17 protein-coding genes are annotated in these 16206 nt (G+C 45.5%); 7 read left to right on the top strand and 10 right to left on the bottom strand.

Annotation, left to right across the window (positions count from 1 at the left end):
• The first annotated feature begins 88 nt into the window (after nt 1-88).
• The 5 genes from BW947_RS07555 to BW947_RS07535 all read left to right on the top strand — a co-directional run bounded on the left by BW947_RS07555 (nt 89) and on the right by BW947_RS07535 (nt 6028).
• Nucleotides 89-805 carry an SIMPL domain-containing protein gene (locus tag BW947_RS07555; protein WP_076498093.1) on the top strand — a complete coding sequence of 239 codons (717 nt, stop codon included), beginning with the start codon at nt 89-91 and terminating at the stop codon, nt 803-805.
• Between the two features lie 176 nt (nt 806-981).
• A complete protein-coding gene (locus BW947_RS07550) occupies nt 982-1995 on the top strand; it encodes an efflux RND transporter periplasmic adaptor subunit (protein ID WP_076498486.1) in 1014 nt (337 codons plus the stop codon).
• Between the two features lie 35 nt (nt 1996-2030).
• Nucleotides 2031-5261, top strand: coding sequence for an efflux RND transporter permease subunit (locus BW947_RS07545; protein WP_076498091.1), 3231 nt, complete (start codon nt 2031-2033; stop codon nt 5259-5261).
• A gap of 60 nt (nt 5262-5321) precedes the next feature.
• The gene (locus BW947_RS07540; protein WP_076498090.1) at nt 5322-5534 is read left to right on the top strand and encodes a YgaP family membrane protein; all 213 of its coding nucleotides are present in this window, start codon (nt 5322-5324) and stop codon (nt 5532-5534) included.
• A gap of 92 nt (nt 5535-5626) precedes the next feature.
• Nucleotides 5627-6028, top strand: coding sequence for a rhodanese-like domain-containing protein (locus tag BW947_RS07535; RefSeq protein ID WP_076498088.1), 402 nt, complete (start codon nt 5627-5629; stop codon nt 6026-6028).
• A 180-nt stretch (nt 6029-6208) separates the two neighbouring features.
• On the opposite strand, the gene BW947_RS07530 is transcribed toward BW947_RS07535, so the two are convergent.
• The 10 genes from BW947_RS07530 to BW947_RS07485 all read right to left on the bottom strand — a co-directional run bounded on the left by BW947_RS07530 (nt 6209) and on the right by BW947_RS07485 (nt 14661).
• Complete coding sequence (locus BW947_RS07530) at nt 6209-6751, bottom strand: YaeQ family protein (RefSeq protein WP_076498087.1); 543 nt, start codon at nt 6749-6751, stop codon at nt 6209-6211.
• 121 nt (nt 6752-6872) lie between these two features.
• Nucleotides 6873-7784 (bottom strand): precorrin-2 dehydrogenase/sirohydrochlorin ferrochelatase family protein, encoded by a 912-nt coding sequence (locus tag BW947_RS07525; protein WP_076498085.1) that lies wholly within the window; start codon nt 7782-7784, stop codon nt 6873-6875.
• A gap of 19 nt (nt 7785-7803) precedes the next feature.
• Nucleotides 7804-8163 carry a rhodanese-like domain-containing protein gene (locus BW947_RS07520; RefSeq protein WP_076498083.1) on the bottom strand — a complete coding sequence of 120 codons (360 nt, stop codon included), beginning with the start codon at nt 8161-8163 and terminating at the stop codon, nt 7804-7806.
• Nucleotides 8164-8331: 168 nt separating this feature from the next.
• Nucleotides 8332-8649, bottom strand: a complete 318-nt coding sequence (locus BW947_RS07515; protein WP_076498082.1) for a putative signal transducing protein — start codon at nt 8647-8649, stop codon at nt 8332-8334.
• A 227-nt stretch (nt 8650-8876) separates the two neighbouring features.
• Nucleotides 8877-9824 (bottom strand): protein translocase subunit SecF, encoded by a 948-nt coding sequence (gene secF, locus BW947_RS07510; RefSeq protein ID WP_076498080.1) that lies wholly within the window; start codon nt 9822-9824, stop codon nt 8877-8879.
• A gap of 12 nt (nt 9825-9836) precedes the next feature.
• Nucleotides 9837-11687: a protein translocase subunit SecD gene (secD, locus tag BW947_RS07505; protein WP_076498078.1), complete on the bottom strand. Its 1851-nt coding sequence runs from the start codon at nt 11685-11687 to the stop codon at nt 9837-9839.
• Between the two features lie 17 nt (nt 11688-11704).
• Nucleotides 11705-12037 (bottom strand): preprotein translocase subunit YajC, encoded by a 333-nt coding sequence (gene yajC, locus BW947_RS07500; protein WP_076498077.1) that lies wholly within the window; start codon nt 12035-12037, stop codon nt 11705-11707.
• Nucleotides 12038-12063: 26 nt separating this feature from the next.
• The gene (tgt, locus tag BW947_RS07495) at nt 12064-13188 is read right to left on the bottom strand and encodes a tRNA guanosine(34) transglycosylase Tgt (protein ID WP_076498075.1); all 1125 of its coding nucleotides are present in this window, start codon (nt 13186-13188) and stop codon (nt 12064-12066) included.
• Between the two features lie 162 nt (nt 13189-13350).
• Nucleotides 13351-14388 (bottom strand): tRNA preQ1(34) S-adenosylmethionine ribosyltransferase-isomerase QueA, encoded by a 1038-nt coding sequence (queA, locus tag BW947_RS07490; RefSeq protein WP_076498074.1) that lies wholly within the window; start codon nt 14386-14388, stop codon nt 13351-13353.
• A gap of 63 nt (nt 14389-14451) precedes the next feature.
• Nucleotides 14452-14661 (bottom strand): hypothetical protein, encoded by a 210-nt coding sequence (locus BW947_RS07485; RefSeq protein WP_076498072.1) that lies wholly within the window; start codon nt 14659-14661, stop codon nt 14452-14454.
• A gap of 106 nt (nt 14662-14767) precedes the next feature.
• Here BW947_RS07485 and BW947_RS07480 point away from each other — a divergent pair, with 106 nt between their 5' ends.
• The gene (locus tag BW947_RS07480) at nt 14768-15391 is read left to right on the top strand and encodes an acyl carrier protein phosphodiesterase (RefSeq protein ID WP_076498071.1); all 624 of its coding nucleotides are present in this window, start codon (nt 14768-14770) and stop codon (nt 15389-15391) included.
• 75 nt (nt 15392-15466) lie between these two features.
• Nucleotides 15467-16138, top strand: coding sequence for an RluA family pseudouridine synthase (locus tag BW947_RS07475; protein ID WP_076498070.1), 672 nt, complete (start codon nt 15467-15469; stop codon nt 16136-16138).
• The last annotated feature ends 68 nt before the right edge of the window (nt 16139-16206 follow it).

Here is a 16206-nt window from a genome sequence, read left to right as displayed (position 1 = left end):
AGCGGCGGCAATACCGAATAAACCCAGTGCATAACCTCCAGTAATTGCGTATCGTAGGCTTAGTTTATTTAATTAAGAGATTCTTTTCATGGTAAAAACTAATACCCTTCCAGCCCTTTTACTCGGCGGCTTCCTCTGTGCAGGCCTAGTATATGTCGGCCAAACCGCAAGCTCAGCTTTATTACAAATGAAAGCGATGGATCGTACTGTTACGGTAAAGGGCTTAGCCGAGAAAGAAGTTAAAGCGAATGTGGCTATCTGGCCAATCAATTTCACCGAGGTAGATAACAATCTGCCCAAGCTCTATGAAACGGTTCAACAAAAAACGGACCGCGTGGTGGCATTCTTAAAAGAACAGGGCTTTAACGATAGCGAAATCACCGTCTCTTTACCTTCCATTGAAGACCGTCAAGCCCAAGGCTATGTCGATCCAAACGTGAAATATCGCTACTCCGCAAAAATCAATTTATCGGTTTATACTCCACAAATCGACCTAATGCTTAATACCCGTAAGCAAATGATTAGTTTAGTGAAAGAAGGCATAGCAATCGCCAGCCAAGACTATGGTAACAGCGCTGAGTTCCTCTTCACCGACCTCAACTCAGTTAAACCTTTAATGGTGCAAGAAGCGACGCAAAATGGTCGTGAAGTGGCAGAAAAATTTGCCAAAGACTCAGATTCTCGCCTCGGTAAAATTAAAACTGCCAGTCAAGGCCAGTTCACGATTTCAGATCGCGACAGCAGCACACCTTATATTAAACAAATTCGTATTGTCTCCACTCTGAGCTATTACTTAAACGATTAGTGATATCGATTTATCGGTTGATAACCTATTAATAATTTGGGAATAAGAGGCATATTGGTCTTATTCCTAAATTAGCCAACCGCATTACATTAAATTTTTCTAATAAATAGTGATTGCCTATTCAGCCCAACTCCATTAGAATTTTCTCATGAATAACATCTGGGATAATTTTAATGCTGACGTCTATTTTTCGCACTCTGTTATTACTACTGCTATTTTCTAGTGCTCAAGCTCAAGCAGCTTCAGTCGACACTATCGACGTTTTAAATAAACCCTATGCAAATTGGGTTACCTTAGATGCCACCATTGAAGCGGTCAAAGCGGCAACGGTGTCGGCACAAACCTCTGGCCGTATCGTCAAGCTCAACTACGATGTTAACGATATTGTCCCCGAAGGCGCCGCCCTACTTGAAATCACCAGTAAAGAACAAGGCGCTGAACTCGCGAGCTTTGAGGCCGACTTAGCCAAAGCAAAAGCCTTAAATGTTGAAGCACAGGCACAATACCAACGTTATAAAGAGTTATTTCCCCAAGGCGCTATCTCACAGGGAGCGATGGATGAAGCCACTGCCAATGCTAAGGCAACCGCGCAAGCCGTCAGTGCAGCAAAAGCGCGAGTCATTAAAGCCAGCGAATCCTTAAAATACACGGTTGTTTCGGCACCATTTAGTGGCGTAGTCACTGAGCGTTTTGTCGAACTTGGCGAAACCGTGAGCCCAGGACAAGCGCTGCTGTCAGGGTTTTCAGCAAGCCAAATGCGCGCCATTACCCAAGTGCCACAGCGTTATATCAATCAACTGAAAAATGCCCCCGAATTTATCGTGCGTTTAAGTGATGGCCGCGAGTTGACCTCGAGGGATCTCACAATTTTTAGCTTTGCCGATCCCATCAGCCACAGTTACCAAGTGCGCATTAACCTGCCTGAGAATGAAGCCAATCTCCAACCCGGCACTTGGGCAAAGGCATCTTTTAAAAATGGCGAGCGTGAAATAATTCAACTGCCACTATCAGCGCTACTCACAATGAACGAACTGAGCAGTGTTTATTTAAAACAGGGGGATGGCTTTGTACTCGTCCAAGTCCGTGTGACTGAACCCTTAAATGGCGAGGTCGAAGTGCTCTCGGGTCTTAAGTCAGGTGACACGGTTGCCGTTGATGCTTACCAAGTATTGCTCAGCAAGAAGCAATAATTTTTTAGCGACGTTAGCTTTGTTGAGGTTGTTTTATGAAACATGCGCCAGCACCACAAACCACACTTGGGATTTCCGGTCGAATCGCCGCAGCCTTCCAAAATAGCGCCATCACGCCACTTTTAGCGCTTCTCGGGCTCTTACTCGGTTTATTCGCGATTTTGGTAACGCCAAAGGAAGAAGAGCCGCAAATTGACGTTACCTTTGCCGACGTGTTTATCCCTTTTCCCGGCGCAACGCCTACTGAAGTTGAAAGTTTAGTCACTCTGCCAGCAGAGCAGGTAATCTCCGAAATCAAAGGCATAGATACCTTATATTCATTCTCACAGCCCGATGGCGCGCTGATCATCGTTATCTTCAAGGTAGGCGTGGCGCGTAATGACGCCATTGTGAGTCTGTACAACCAGATTTATTCCAATATGGATAAATTACCAAGAGACGCTGGCGTTGGCGATCCGCTAATAAAACCCCGTGGCATCGATGATGTGCCTATTGTGAGTTTAACCTTGTGGTCTAAGGACAGGCAGGTTTCTGCCGAGCAGCTGACCCATGTCGCCCTTGGATTAGAAACTGAAATTAAGCGTATTGCTGGCACCCGCGAAATCTACACCGTTGGCCAACACGAAATAGTGGCCAACATACGCATCGATCCCGCCAAGATGAACAGCTTTAATCTGACCTACGACAAGTTAAGACAAAGCCTGAATGACAATAATATGGTCTCTATGCCTGTATCCTTAGTGCAAGGTAATCAAGAGATTAAAGTTCAGGCTGGGCAGTTTTTACAGTCTATTGATGATCTTAAGCAATTAGTCGTTAGTGTCTATCAAGATAAACAAGGTAAACCTATCCCCATTTATCTGGCGGATATTGCTGAAATCAGTTTAAAGAGTGATATCCCTAAGCAGAGCGTTTGGCATGCAGATAAAAACGATATTTATCCCGCCGTCACTATCGCAATTGGAAAACAAGCGGGACAAAATGCCGTCGATATCGCCGACAGTGTGCTTGAGCGGATTGCTAAGGTCGACAATGTATTGATCCCCGCAAATGTCGAAGTCACAGTGTCGCGTAACTATGGCGAAACCGCGGCGGATAAATCTAATACCCTTATTTTAAAATTGATTTTTGCCACCAGCGCCGTAGTCGTACTGGTCTTTTTAACTATGGGAGCCCGCGAATCCTTAGTTGTGGGTGTGGCTATTATTATCACACTAGCGATCACCCTTTTCGCCTCTTGGGCGTGGGGATTTACCCTAAACCGCGTGTCCTTGTTCGCCCTGATTTTTTCCATCGGTATTTTGGTCGACGATGCCATCGTCGTGGTCGAAAATATCCACCGGCATATGGCGCTCGGCAAAAAATCTTTTAGTGAGCTTATCCCTGTGGCGGTTGATGAAGTTGGTGGCCCGACGATTCTGGCGACGTTCACCGTTATTGCGGCACTGCTACCGATGGCTTTTGTGTCGGGCTTAATGGGGCCTTACATGAGCCCGATTCCCATCAACGCCAGTATGGGCATGTTGATTTCCTTGGTGGTTGCCTTTGTCGTCACCCCTTGGCTCAGTCGTAAACTGCTTAAACACAATGACAAGCACGATAGCGCCCAAGCCTCGCACGAGGATGAAGCCGAAACGAAGATGGTGCGCCTCTTCACCCACTTAATTGGCCCTTTCCTGCTGGGTAAAAATGCCCGTAAGGCAAGAATGGGACTGGCTGCTGGCGTATTTGTATTAATTGGCATCGCTGTCGCGCTCCCCATTGGTCAGCTCGTGGTACTGAAAATGCTGCCCTTTGATAACAAGTCCGAGTTTCAAGTGATGGTGGACATGCCAGAAGGCACGCCCGTAGAGCAAACACAAAGAGTGCTACAGGATTTGAGTCGCTACCTGACTACCGTCCCCGAGGTCGAACACCTGCAATTGTATGCCGGCACTAACGCGCCAATGAACTTCAACGGCTTAGTGCGCCACTATTTTTTACGTAACAGCCAAGAACTTGGCGATATTCAAGTGAATCTGGTAGATAAAAAACACCGTAAGCGCGACAGCCATAGCATTGCGGTATCAGTGCGGGAAGATTTGCAAAAAATTGGCGAGCAATATCAAACCAATATCAAAGTAGTTGAAGTACCACCTGGGCCACCAGTATGGTCGCCGCTGGTGGCCGAAGTTTATGGCCCAAGCCCCGCAATTCGCGAACAAGCCGCTTATGAAATGCAGGCACTGTTCCATGAAACCAAAGATGTAGTCGATATCGATATTTTCTTGCCCGCAGCCCAGCAAAAATGGCAAGTGATGATCGACCGCAGTAAAGCCAGCCTGATGGCCGTACCTTATAGCAATATTGTCGATTTGATTGCCACTTCCGTTGGCGGCAAAGACGTGAGTTATTTACACCAAGCGCAGCACAAAAAACCTGTGCCGATTCGTTTGCAATTAGAAGAAGGCGCAAAAGTTGATTTAGACCAAGTGCTGAATATGAAGTTACTTAGCCAGACAGGTCAATCTGTACCTATTTCTGAGTTAGTAACCATCAAACGCGGCACCATTGATGCACCGATTATCCATAAAAATATGGTCCCGATGATCATGGTCGTCGCTGATATGTCAGGTCCACTGGACAGCCCGCTCTACGGTATGTTCGATATGGCAGGCAACATCGATGGCAAGGATGGTTTAGGGTTTGAACAACATTATATTCACCAACCCACAGGGCTCGATTCTATCGCCGTGCTTTGGGATGGCGAATGGAAAATCACCTACGAAACCTTCAGAGACATGGGCATAGCCTACGCTGTAGGCATGATCGCGATTTATCTTTTGGTGGTGGTGCAGTTTAGATCGTATCTGGTGCCGCTCATCATCATGGCGCCTATCCCACTGACGGTAATTGGGGTGATGCCAGGCCATGCACTACTCGGTGCCCAATTCACTGCCACATCTATGATAGGCATGATAGCGCTGGCGGGGATTATTGTGCGTAACTCAATATTATTGGTCGATTTTATCAATCAAGAAACCGCATCCGGCGTGCCCTTTGAGCGAGCGGTGATCCACTCAGGTGCAGTACGGGCAAAACCCATTATGCTGACCGCTTTTGCAGCCATGATAGGCGCCTTGTTCATCCTTGATGACCCTATTTTCAATGGCTTAGCGATTAGTCTGATCTTTGGTATTTTTATCTCAACCATACTGACGTTAATCGTTATTCCAGTGCTGTATTACACAACAATGAAAAATCGTATGACCCTAAATCAACCCTAAACTAACCACAAAACTAACCACAACAAAGGCCGCTACCCAGACGGTCTCAAGGAGTAAAGTATGTCAATAGAACGCAGCATTATGGCTTTTGCCGGATTGATGGTGTTATTGTCACTGGTGCTAACCGCGTATGTGCACCACAATTTTATATGGTTAACCGCATTTATTGGCGCTAACCTATTACAAAGTGCTTTTACAGGTTTTTGCCCTGCGGCCATGGTGTTACGCAAATTAGGTGTAAAATCAGAGGCTCAAATTGCCAAGCAAAGCTAACCAATACCAAGTCAGTACATAATAGTAAGGTTAGCGAATACCAGCTTGGCTACACCAAGCTGGTCTAAAACAAGTCTTCAAGGAGAGATAAAGTGATCCACAACCTTATTACACGTGGCCAAAACCTAATGCGCTTAGCGCTGTTAAGCCTATCCTCACTAATGCTAATGCCGATGATGGCAAACGCTGCCGATCAAAATCCAGCCATTGCGTGGGATAAAATTGCGACAGGCGCTATGGTGCTTGATGTCAGAACACCTGAGGAGTTTGCTGAGGGGCATATCGCCAATGCCGTCAATATTCCCTTTGAGCAAGTGGCTGAAGAATTTGCTAAGCGTGGCATCGCCAAAGACGCCCATGTTGTGCTGTATTGTCACAGCGGCCGCCGTAGCAGTATTGCAACCAAAGCCTTAGTCACTGCTGGATACACGCAAACCTATGATGGTGGCGGTTATTCAAGCTTAGTTGAAGCGCAAGAAGCGCCAGCTAAGTAATCAGCTCCATAAAGTGAATCCTGACGCGCTAAGGTGATATTTAAAAAGAAGTTTTACTCAGTTAATTGCTTTTACCCAGCCGATTGTTAACAGACTAATAAACTAACAGCGCCGATAGTTAATGCCGCATACTTTTAAGTGAAGGCATTCGCTATCGGCGCTTTTTAATCCGATGCGTGATTAAATATCTTTAAGGATTTCAGGTTCGATCAGCACGCTGTTTTCGCTATCCGATAGCCAAATTTGGCCTTCACTGATAGAAACCTGCAATGCCATATTACGGCCAACAAAGATTTGCATCGCCGCTACTGACTCTTCAGCAATATTCCATACTTTAAGATTTTGATAACGCTCTAACGTTTGCTGATTTTGCTTCCACCAAATAGGCACGCTGCGGCCACCATAGGTAAATAACTGCACTACTTTGGCACGACCACTGGCCTTTCTCAGCCATTTTTCATCGGCTTGACCAAACTCAACCCAAAGATCAATTTCACCGGATAAAGTTTTATCCCACAATTCAGGCTCGTCCTCAACGCACATGCCTTTACTAAAACTTAAGCTTTCACTGGCATTAATAATAAACGCCAATAAACGTACCATCATGCGACCATCGGTTTCTGAAGGATGCTGGGCCAATGTTAGTTGATGATCTTGGTAATAATGTCGATCCATATCGGCAATCTGTAAATTGACCTTAAACACGGTCGCTTTGGGGGCCATAATCATCCTAAGTGCAGAGTAAGTACTGAGTGAAATCCTGAAAAAGCGAAATCCTAAAATAAGGTCGCTGAGTCTACCTGAGACTCAGTGTTAGCTCAAACGAACAATGGCACATTGAGTATTAAAGTGCGCCTTGGCGTAAATGTTTGGCCATAGGGAAATGTGCTTTCAACTGATTGATTTTTTGCGTATCAGCCACTAGCAACATCCGAGCGCCTTGCTCGTACTGTTGACTCAATTCACTAAGCGCAGGTAAAGAACCACGATTAGCATCACGACGCACGAGTTCAGTCAGTGCATCACTCACCTCATCTTGGCTATATATCCAATCGAGCCGTTGTAATAGCGGTATCGCCGCGAGCGGTAATAAATCAATTTGAGTAGCATCATCAATTAGCAATATTTCACCACGACTGACTAAACTATCAAACGCATTGTAATAATGTTCGGCAGTACGATTATCAAAACGGTCGCCATTGGTATCGAAAAAGCGTTCCCAAAATAAGCGACGTTTTGATGTTGAATCGAGTTTATCTTGCACTTCTACACGTCTATCGGCGACAAAATCAAATAAAGGCTTAAGTGATTGCGGCAAGCTGGTCTCTAAACGTGAGCGAATGGTACGCGCAAATACCGGCGCGGCGCCCGCAGTGCTTATGGCCACCACTAAACGGCCACGATCGACAATGGATGGGGTAATAAAACGGCAAAATGCAGGATTATCAACAGCGTTAACCCAAATACCCCGCGCGGTTGCTAGGGTCGCTAACTCGGCATTTAAACTATCATTAGCGGTGGCTAAATAGACTAAATCATAGTTTTGAATATCAGCGTGGACCACATTACGTTCAGAAATAAGAATACGGCCTGCATCCGCATAACCCCGCACTTCAGGATTAATCTCTGGGGCTATCACGTGAATATTAGCCTCGGTACGTGTTAATAGTGCTAACTTACGGCTGGCCACATCGCCTGCCCCCACCAGCAAGACATTCAAATTAACTGTATCGATAAATAAGGGGAAATATTGCATTGAAATGGGTCCTAGACGCTTAATCCTGTACAACAGGTAATTGTCGCTGTATCCAGCCCTTATAACCACCCACCATAGAGGCAACGCGGGTATAACCCATGAGTTGCAGATTATGGGCCGCCAAGGCTGATCGCGCACCACCGGCGCAGTAGAGCAAAATGGGAGTATTTTTATCGGGGAAACGTGTTTCAATATCACGCTCTAAAATACCGCGACTTAAATGTTGAGCTTGGGGTAAATGATCCTGTAGCCACTCGCGATCCTCACGCACATCAATTAAATGCCAGCTGTCATCTAATTGATAAGCTTCTATGGTCACTTCGGTTATTTTTGGCAAAATAGCATTAACAAGAGCAGAAAAGGCATTGGGGGACTGCATCGCAGACTCCTAGGTAAGATATTGAATGATGAGGTGAAGTTAGCTTATAAGCAAAGTCAGTTTATCAACAAAGTGTAATGCGCTCATCTGGCTCAAACAATCTTTTTACGGCACCATTAATAAAGAATTAACCTTAATAGCACTACATGTTTAGATAACGTACTTAGATTAATTGTGGCTTTCGCTACGCTCCGAGCTGCATTGCCAACAAAGCTCAAAACTACCTTCATTGGTTTCATGGCACAACACACATTGCCATTGTGGACTTTCAACATCCAGGGCTTCTAACTGAATTTGTGCAGGCCCATGTTGGGACTCTCGCACCCATAACTCCACATTTTGCATTCCGGTAGGGAGTTCACCAACACCACCTAACAACGCTTCACCTCTGAGCTCAACGTGAATACCACAAGTTTCTAATAAACCTTTCCATGTATGGGCTTGTAATAGATTACCACCTGCAACTAATACCTTACGTTCTTCCATGGGACATCCTACGGCTACAAGTCTCTAGAATTTGGGTTGCCGTCATCCTACTGCTAAATAGCCAAGTCTGTCGAGTGCTGTTTTTTACATCATTCATTAATAACATTAACAACGACATTTTACGCAGCAAACCATAGTGAGCAGGGAATTTGGCAAGCAACATGTGTCACCCATTCTTATATGCAAAAAAAAACCACCCGAGGGTGGTTTTTACGCCAACGTAGCAGTTAAGGCATCATTGGAGGTTGGTCTGCACCTTCTTTTTCTATCTCAACTGGCATCATATGTTCACGATTGATGCCCAGTTTAATGGCCAAGAAACTCGCCACATAAATAGATGAATAGGTACCCACAAAAATACCCATCAGCAATGCAGTCGCAAAGCCATGGATCATTGTGCCGCCCTTAAGGAACAAAGCTATGACCGTCACTAAAGTCGTACCTGTAGTGATAATCGTCCGGCTCATGGTTTGAGTGATAGAAACGTTGACGATTTCTTCAGGGTCACTCTTACGCATCTTAAGGAAATTTTCACGGATACGGTCAAATACCACGATAGTATCGTTGAGAGAATACCCCACAACCGTCAATAGACCCGCTAAAACGGTCAAATCAAATTCCAATTGGAATACCGAAAAGACCCCTAACGTCACAATCACGTCGTGTGCCAGAGCTGCCACTGAACCAAAAGCTAAGCGCCATTCAAAACGAAATGACACGTAAATCATGATACAGATCAGTGCCACTAATACAGCTAAAGCGCCTTGTTCAGCCAGTTCTTTACCCACTTGTGGACCAACAAACTCAACCCGCTTTTGCTGTACTTGTGGATCAACTTTCTGCGCTGCTTCCATGACGGATTTAACTTGCACATCACTTTTAACGCCTTCTTTAACCTGTAAACGTACTAAGACGTCACGGCTAGAACCAAAGTTTTGTACGATGGCACCTTCAGAATCTGGCGTTGTCAATTGCACTCGCAGCGCGTTTAAATCAACTGGCTGAGTAAACTCCATTTCAACGACGGTACCGCCAGTAAAATCAAGCCCCCAATTAATACCATTGACGCCTAGTGATACTAGCGATGCCAGCACCAACACTGCTGACATAATACTGATTGGCAGAGCATGACGGAGGAAGTTTACCGTATGTTTAAAAGATAAAATTTCAATCATTATCACTTCCCCTTAGATAGACAGAGTCTTCACGCGCTTACCACCCCAAACCGCGTTAACGATTGAGCGAGTACCCACGATAGCGGTGAACATGGAAGTTGCAATACCTATCATTAAGGTCACGGCAAAACCTTTAATCGCCCCCGTACCTACGGCAAATAAAATTAGCGCCGTAATGAAGGTGGTGATGTTAGCATCCGCAATCGTTGAGAATGCATTACCATAGCCTTCATGGATAGCTTGCTGCACACTACGACCTGCGCGTAATTCTTCACGGATACGCTCATAAATCAGTACGTTACCGTCAACTGCCATACCTACAGTCAATACCATACCGGCAATACCCGGTAGCGTTAACACCGCGCCAGGGATCATCGACATCACGCCAACAACCATGACTAAGTTTGCGGTTAACGCAAGGTTGGCGATCAGACCAAAAGCGCGGTAGTAAATCAGCATAAAGAGTAAGACAGTTGCCATTCCCCACATCATGGCTTGCACACCGCTTTGAATGTTTTCAGCACCTAAGCTTGGACCAATGGTACGTTCTTCAACGATAGACACCGGTGCAATCAGGGCACCCGCACGCAGCAATAGCGCGAGGTTTTGTGCTTCACCATGGCTTAAGCCAGTGATCACAAAATTACGTCCTAAACGAGCTTGGATAGTTGCAACAGAAATCACTTCTTGAATTTTGCGCATCTTGACGCTGCCATCGGCATTGCGCTCACCACTGTCTTTATATTCAATGAACAAAGTGGCCATAGGCTTGCCTATGTTGTCTTTGGTCACGTCAGAGAAAATGGTACCGCCTTTCGCGTCTAAGTTAATGCTCACCTGTGGGCGACTGTATTGGTCAAAGCTAGGCTGCGCGCCAGTGATATGATCACCCGTCAGCATCACTTCTTTCTTCAATATAACAGTGCCACCTTCACGGCGCTGATACACTTCAGAACCTGCAGATACCCGACCAGATTGCGCAGCATTCGGATCAGCTTTGTCATCCACCATATGGAATTCAATCGATGCCGTAGCACCGAGAATTTCCTTAGCACGAGCGGTATCTTGCACCCCTGGTAGTTCAACGATAATGCGCTCAGCGCCTTGACGTTGTACCACTGGTTCCGCCACACCTAATTCGTTAACACGATTACGAATAGTGGTAATGTTTTGCTGCAGTGCCTCTTCTTTAACTTGCTTAATATAGGTATCGCTCATGACCGCTTGCAGGGCGAAATTTTCACCACGGCTCACATCACTAAAAACCATATCGTTACTGCGAGTCTTAAGGAAACGTTCAGCACTGGCTAAGCTTTCAGCATCACGAAACTTAATTTCGATACCTGCACCATTATTACGAATGCCGGCATAACGAATTTTTTCATCACGTAATTGCGAACGAAAATCGGCAACTTTAGCCTCTTCCATCTTACGAATGGCTTCGCCCATGTCCACTTCCATTAGGAAATGCACACCGCCACGAAGATCGAGCCCGAGTTTCATTGGGCTACCGCCCATTGACTCGAGCCATTTAGGCGTTGCAGGGGCTAAGTTTAGCGCCACTGTAAAATTGTCACCGAGGCTATCGGCAATCACTTCTTTAGCCAGTAGTTGTTGCTCCGGATTTTGCACTCGGACCAACAACTGACCTTTTTCAAGCTCAGAGCGCTTTACCGCAATGCCCTTGCTGGCTAACAGCTCGTTCACACTGGCTTGGGTAGATGCGGTTACTTCAGCACCCCGAGTCGCCACAACTTGCACCGCGTGATCTTCACCAAAAAGGTTCGGTACGGCATAGAAACAACCTATAGCGATGACAAGCACCACCATAATGTTTTTCCACATTGGGTATTTATTTAACACGCCTGAGCCCTCTTGGCTTACAACGACTGGATAGAGCCCTTAGGCAATACAGCTGCAATATAGTCTTTTTTTATCGTGATTTGAGTCGTGTCGTTTAAGCTCAGTAACACGTAATCGCTTTCATCGCTGATTTTTGCAACCTTACCTAAAATTCCGCCACTGGTTAGCACTTCATCGCCTTTACCAATCGCTGACATAAGGTTTTTGTGCTCTTTAACGCGTTTTGACTGCGGACGGAAAATCATGAAGTAGAAAATCAGGCCGAAAATCGCCAGCATGAAAATCAGTTCCATCGTGCCGCCACCTTGTGGTGCGCCGGCAGCGCTTGCGTATGCATTTGAAATAAACATAGTTTTCTCTTCTTATTAGTAAAAAATCAATCAACAAACTCTGGTACTTCGCGACCTTGATTGGTATAGAAGTCCTTTACAAAGGCGTCTAATGTACCCGTCTCAATCGCACCGCGCAAACCTTCCATTAACATTTGATAGTATCTCAAATTGTGCATGGTGTTTAAACGCGCACCCAGAATCTCATTACAACGATCTAAGTGATAAAGGTATGCCCGTGAATAGTTCTTACAGGTATAACAATCACACTTAGCATCAAGTGGTGATGTGTCATCTCGATGACGCGCATTGCGTATTTTGATCACACCTTCACTCGTAAACAGATGACCATTTCGAGCATTACGGGTTGGCATGACACAGTCAAACATGTCAACACCGCGACGTACGCCTTCAACGAGATCTTCTGGTTTACCGACCCCCATCAGATAGCGAGGTTTGTCAGCAGGAATTTGCGGGCAAATATGCTCAAGAATGCGATGCATATCTGCTTTGGGCTCACCTACGGCCAAACCACCGACGGCATAACCGTCAAAACCAATATCCACTAAGCCTTTTAAGCTTTCGTCACGTAAATCTTCATACACACCGCCCTGAATAATACCGAACAGAGAGTTAGGGTTATCTAAACGGTCAAATTCATCGCGTGAACGCTTCGCCCAACGTAAAGACATTTGCATTGATTTGCGCGCTTCATCTTCAGTGGCGGGATACGGGGTACATTCGTCAAAAATCATCACCACATCACTGCCCAACGCATCTTGAATTTGCATTGATTTTTCAGGATCTAAGAAGATTTTCTCACCATTTATAGGCGAGCGAAAATGTACTCCTTCTTCGGTGATCTTACGGATATCACCGAGACTAAATACTTGGAAACCACCCGAATCAGTTAAGATAGGACGTTGCCAGTTCATAAAATCATGCAAGTCACCGTGCTTACGCATGATTTCTTCGCCTGGACGCAACCATAAATGGAAGGTGTTACCGAGCAGAATGTCAGCGCCAGTGGCACGTACTTCTTCTGGCGTCATACCTTTAACCGTGCCGTAAGTTCCCACGGGCATAAAGGCTGGAGTTTCTACTGTACCTCGTTCAAAAATCAACCGACCACGGCGCGCGCGGCCGTCAGTAGTATCTAATTCAAATTTCATAATTTACCTCGCCAGAAAAACAGTCTGACTACATTTTTAATGGCCAATGCCATTTTGATTAACAATAGAGATGGGGACAATGCAAAAAGGTTCAACCTTTTGATAAAATAAATTTGCCCCCATTACTCACTGTGGGCGGCTATTTTAAAGCAAAATCATACTCTAGTGGGCTTTTTTCGTCACAAACATGGCATCACCATAACTAAAAAAGCGATATTTTTGTGCGATTGCATGTTGATACGCCGCCATAACATGATCAAAACCCGCAAAGGCAGACACTAACATGATTAAGGTAGATTCTGGCAAATGGAAGTTAGTCACCATAGCATCAACTACTTGGAACTGATAACCGGGATAAATAAAGATGTCGGTATCACCGCTAAAAGCTTTGAGCTCGCCCCCACCTGCGCGCGCAGCACTTTCGAGTGAACGCACTGATGTTGTGCCAACGGCAACCACACGTTTACCCGCCGCTTTAGTTCGCGCGATTAAATCGACCACATCCTGCGGTACATTAGCCCACTCAGAATGCATCTTGTGCTCAAGAATTGTGTCAACGCGTACGGGCTGGAAAGTTCCTGCACCGACATGCAAGGTCACAAAGGCAATATTCACGCCCTTAGCCTTTAATGCTTCAAGCATCGCATCGTCAAAATGTAAACCAGCCGTCGGCGCTGCAACCGCGCCAGGGTTTAGGTTATACACAGTTTGATAGCGCTCTTTATCGGCATCTTCATCGGGTCTATCGATATAAGGCGGTAGCGGCATATGCCCTACGGCTTCGAGTACTTCTAAAATGGTCAACTCAGCTAACAGTTCGAGTTCAAATAAAGTATCGTGGCGCGCCACCATCTTCATTTGATAGCCACCATCAAGGTGGATTAATGAATCGACTTTAGGAGATTTAGAGCTGCGAACATGGGCGAGAATACGCTTATCATCGAGCATACGCTCAACTAAAATTTCTAACTTACCACCACTGGCTTTTTGGCCAAACATACGCGCGGGGATCACTCGGGTATTATTGAATACCATTAAATCACCGGGATTAATCATCCCCAGTAGATCGGTAAATTGTTTATCACCTAACGCGCCAGAGTTGCCATCTAAAGTGAGTAGGCGTGATGCATTACGCTGCGCCATAGGATAACGAGCGATCAGCTCATCAGGGAGATCGAAACAAAAGTCAGCAACGCGCATAGTGGCCTCAAGATAGCGTTAAACGGCGGCTAGTCTATAGGGTAGAGGCCAATAAGATCAAGATTACTTATTGCCAGTGTCTATTTCTTGCTCAAGACACTGTGGATTGGCTCCTTCAGAGGATACATTCTCATCGGCAGCATATTTAAGCCGTGCGGGGCTAAAATCATCCAAGCTAAAAGGGTGTTGTTCAAAGGGGATTTCAACTAATATTTTTTTGCGCTTAGGCCGCTCGTCTTTACCGAGCATTTTAGTAAACCAGTTCCACATCATCCATGATCCTAAAAAAGTGAAAAAAAACTACATTTTTACCTTGGGCGCTTTCCTAAGCGCACTACTGCATGCTACCGTGAACCGACGTGGTTAACCAAGCATATATATGAACTTTCTTACACACTTACATCTTGCCGATATCAGTAAAACTCATCTTGCCGCTAATGTGGCGGGTAACTATATTCAAGCACCAATAGCGCAAGCGCCTATGGAATTACGGCAAGCTTTATGGCTCAACCAAGAAATTAACACTCTGTGCGCTAGCCACGAACTCACTATCGAACTAATGGAAGCCTTTCCTGTAGCCTTAAAAAGCATAGCAGCAGAGCTGATGGCGGTGAGTTTTGATCATTACTTGGCTTACTATTGGGAAGAATATCATCCAGAACCACTCGATGCATTTAGCCAGAAGGCGTATGGCGCCCTAGCGTCTTTCGCAGCCCAAGGCCATGATCAATATCATCCTCAATCTCTGTTAACGCTCATTCCACCCATGCGCAGCGAAGACTGGCTAGGCAGTTACACTAACGAGCAAGGGCTACGTCGCGCTTTAGCACAAGTGGCAAAACAGCACCCACAAGCTGCGCTATTTAAAGACAGTCATAAAATTATCGATAAAATGCAGATCGAAATTGAAACGGCGTTTCGCACTTTTTACCCGCAATTAATGGCTTATAGTCGTATTTGGAGTCGTAAGACGCCAGCCGAATTTTTACCCTCTCCCCTCTAAACATTAGCAAGCATAAAATTATGCAGTTGGCCTAAGTAAATTTTGTTAATATGGCCGCGAGAAAATGAGGATAAGATGCAGATATTTGATTACCACCCCCCCGCAGTTCCTTGGCTAGACATACGCTATAAAGATAGAGACCTGATTATCATCAATAAACCTTCGGGATTATTGTCCAATCCCGGTCGAGCAGCACACACCTTCGATTGCGCGCTAACCCGTTTGCAAAGCCTATATCCAGAAACAATTTTAGTGCATCGGCTCGACTGCGCGACCTCGGGCATTATGGTGTTCGCCCGTAATAAAAAAGCCGAGTCACATTTAAAAACGCAGTTTCAAGATAGGCAGAGTAAGAAAGTTTATATCGCCGAAGTAATGGGAGATGTGACGCAGGAACAGGGCGTTATTGACTTCGCGATAGCGCCAGACTCAGAGCATCCGCCCTATCAAAAGACGTTACAAAAGGGAGCGACTGGCGGTAAAAGCGCCCTCACCCACTACCGTGTACTAGAGCGCCGAGAAAACAGCACCTTAATCGAGCTTTCGCCAGAAACAGGCCGCACTCATCAATTACGTGTGCATATGCTTGCCCTAGGCCATGCGATTTTAGGTGATGAGTTTTACGGTGATGCCGAAGTTATCAAAGCCAAACCGCGTTTATGCTTACATGCACAAAGCTTAAGTCTGACTCATCCGTATTCGAATAAGCCATTATTTTTTAGTAGCAAACATCCCTTTAACGGCTAACCTTCTACACATAAACTAGATAAAATCAAAAGGTCGCTAATGCGACCTTTTGATATATTAAAATATTG

Source organism: Shewanella morhuae, assembly GCF_900156405.1.
Classification (GTDB): Bacteria; Pseudomonadota; Gammaproteobacteria; order Enterobacterales; family Shewanellaceae; genus Shewanella; species Shewanella morhuae.
This window is presented reverse-complemented; position numbering and strand designations above follow the sequence as displayed.

What these genes read in the sequence shown, in the direction of transcription:
- BW947_RS07555 (WP_076498093.1), top strand. Translation starts at nt 89, where the DNA reads ATGGTAAAAACTAATACCCTTCCAGCCCTTTTACTCGGCGGCTTCCTC.
- BW947_RS07545 (WP_076498091.1), top strand. Translation starts at nt 2,031, where the DNA reads ATGAAACATGCGCCAGCACCACAAACCACACTTGGGATTTCCGGTCGA.
- BW947_RS07540 (WP_076498090.1), top strand. Translation starts at nt 5,322, where the DNA reads ATGTCAATAGAACGCAGCATTATGGCTTTTGCCGGATTGATGGTGTTA.
- BW947_RS07530 (WP_076498087.1), bottom strand. Translation starts at nt 6,751, where the DNA reads ATGGCCCCCAAAGCGACCGTGTTTAAGGTCAATTTACAGATTGCCGAT.
- BW947_RS07525 (WP_076498085.1), bottom strand. Translation starts at nt 7,784, where the DNA reads ATGCAATATTTCCCCTTATTTATCGATACAGTTAATTTGAATGTCTTG.
- BW947_RS07520 (WP_076498083.1), bottom strand. Translation starts at nt 8,163, where the DNA reads ATGCAGTCCCCCAATGCCTTTTCTGCTCTTGTTAATGCTATTTTGCCA.
- BW947_RS07515 (WP_076498082.1), bottom strand. Translation starts at nt 8,649, where the DNA reads ATGGAAGAACGTAAGGTATTAGTTGCAGGTGGTAATCTATTACAAGCC.
- secF (WP_076498080.1), bottom strand. Translation starts at nt 9,824, where the DNA reads ATGATTGAAATTTTATCTTTTAAACATACGGTAAACTTCCTCCGTCAT.
- yajC (WP_076498077.1), bottom strand. Translation starts at nt 12,037, where the DNA reads ATGTTTATTTCAAATGCATACGCAAGCGCTGCCGGCGCACCACAAGGT.
- tgt (WP_076498075.1), bottom strand. Translation starts at nt 13,188, where the DNA reads ATGAAATTTGAATTAGATACTACTGACGGCCGCGCGCGCCGTGGTCGG.
- queA (WP_076498074.1), bottom strand. Translation starts at nt 14,388, where the DNA reads ATGCGCGTTGCTGACTTTTGTTTCGATCTCCCTGATGAGCTGATCGCT.
- BW947_RS07485 (WP_076498072.1), bottom strand. Translation starts at nt 14,661, where the DNA reads ATGATGTGGAACTGGTTTACTAAAATGCTCGGTAAAGACGAGCGGCCT.
- BW947_RS07480 (WP_076498071.1), top strand. Translation starts at nt 14,768, where the DNA reads ATGAACTTTCTTACACACTTACATCTTGCCGATATCAGTAAAACTCAT.
- BW947_RS07475 (WP_076498070.1), top strand. Translation starts at nt 15,467, where the DNA reads ATGCAGATATTTGATTACCACCCCCCCGCAGTTCCTTGGCTAGACATA.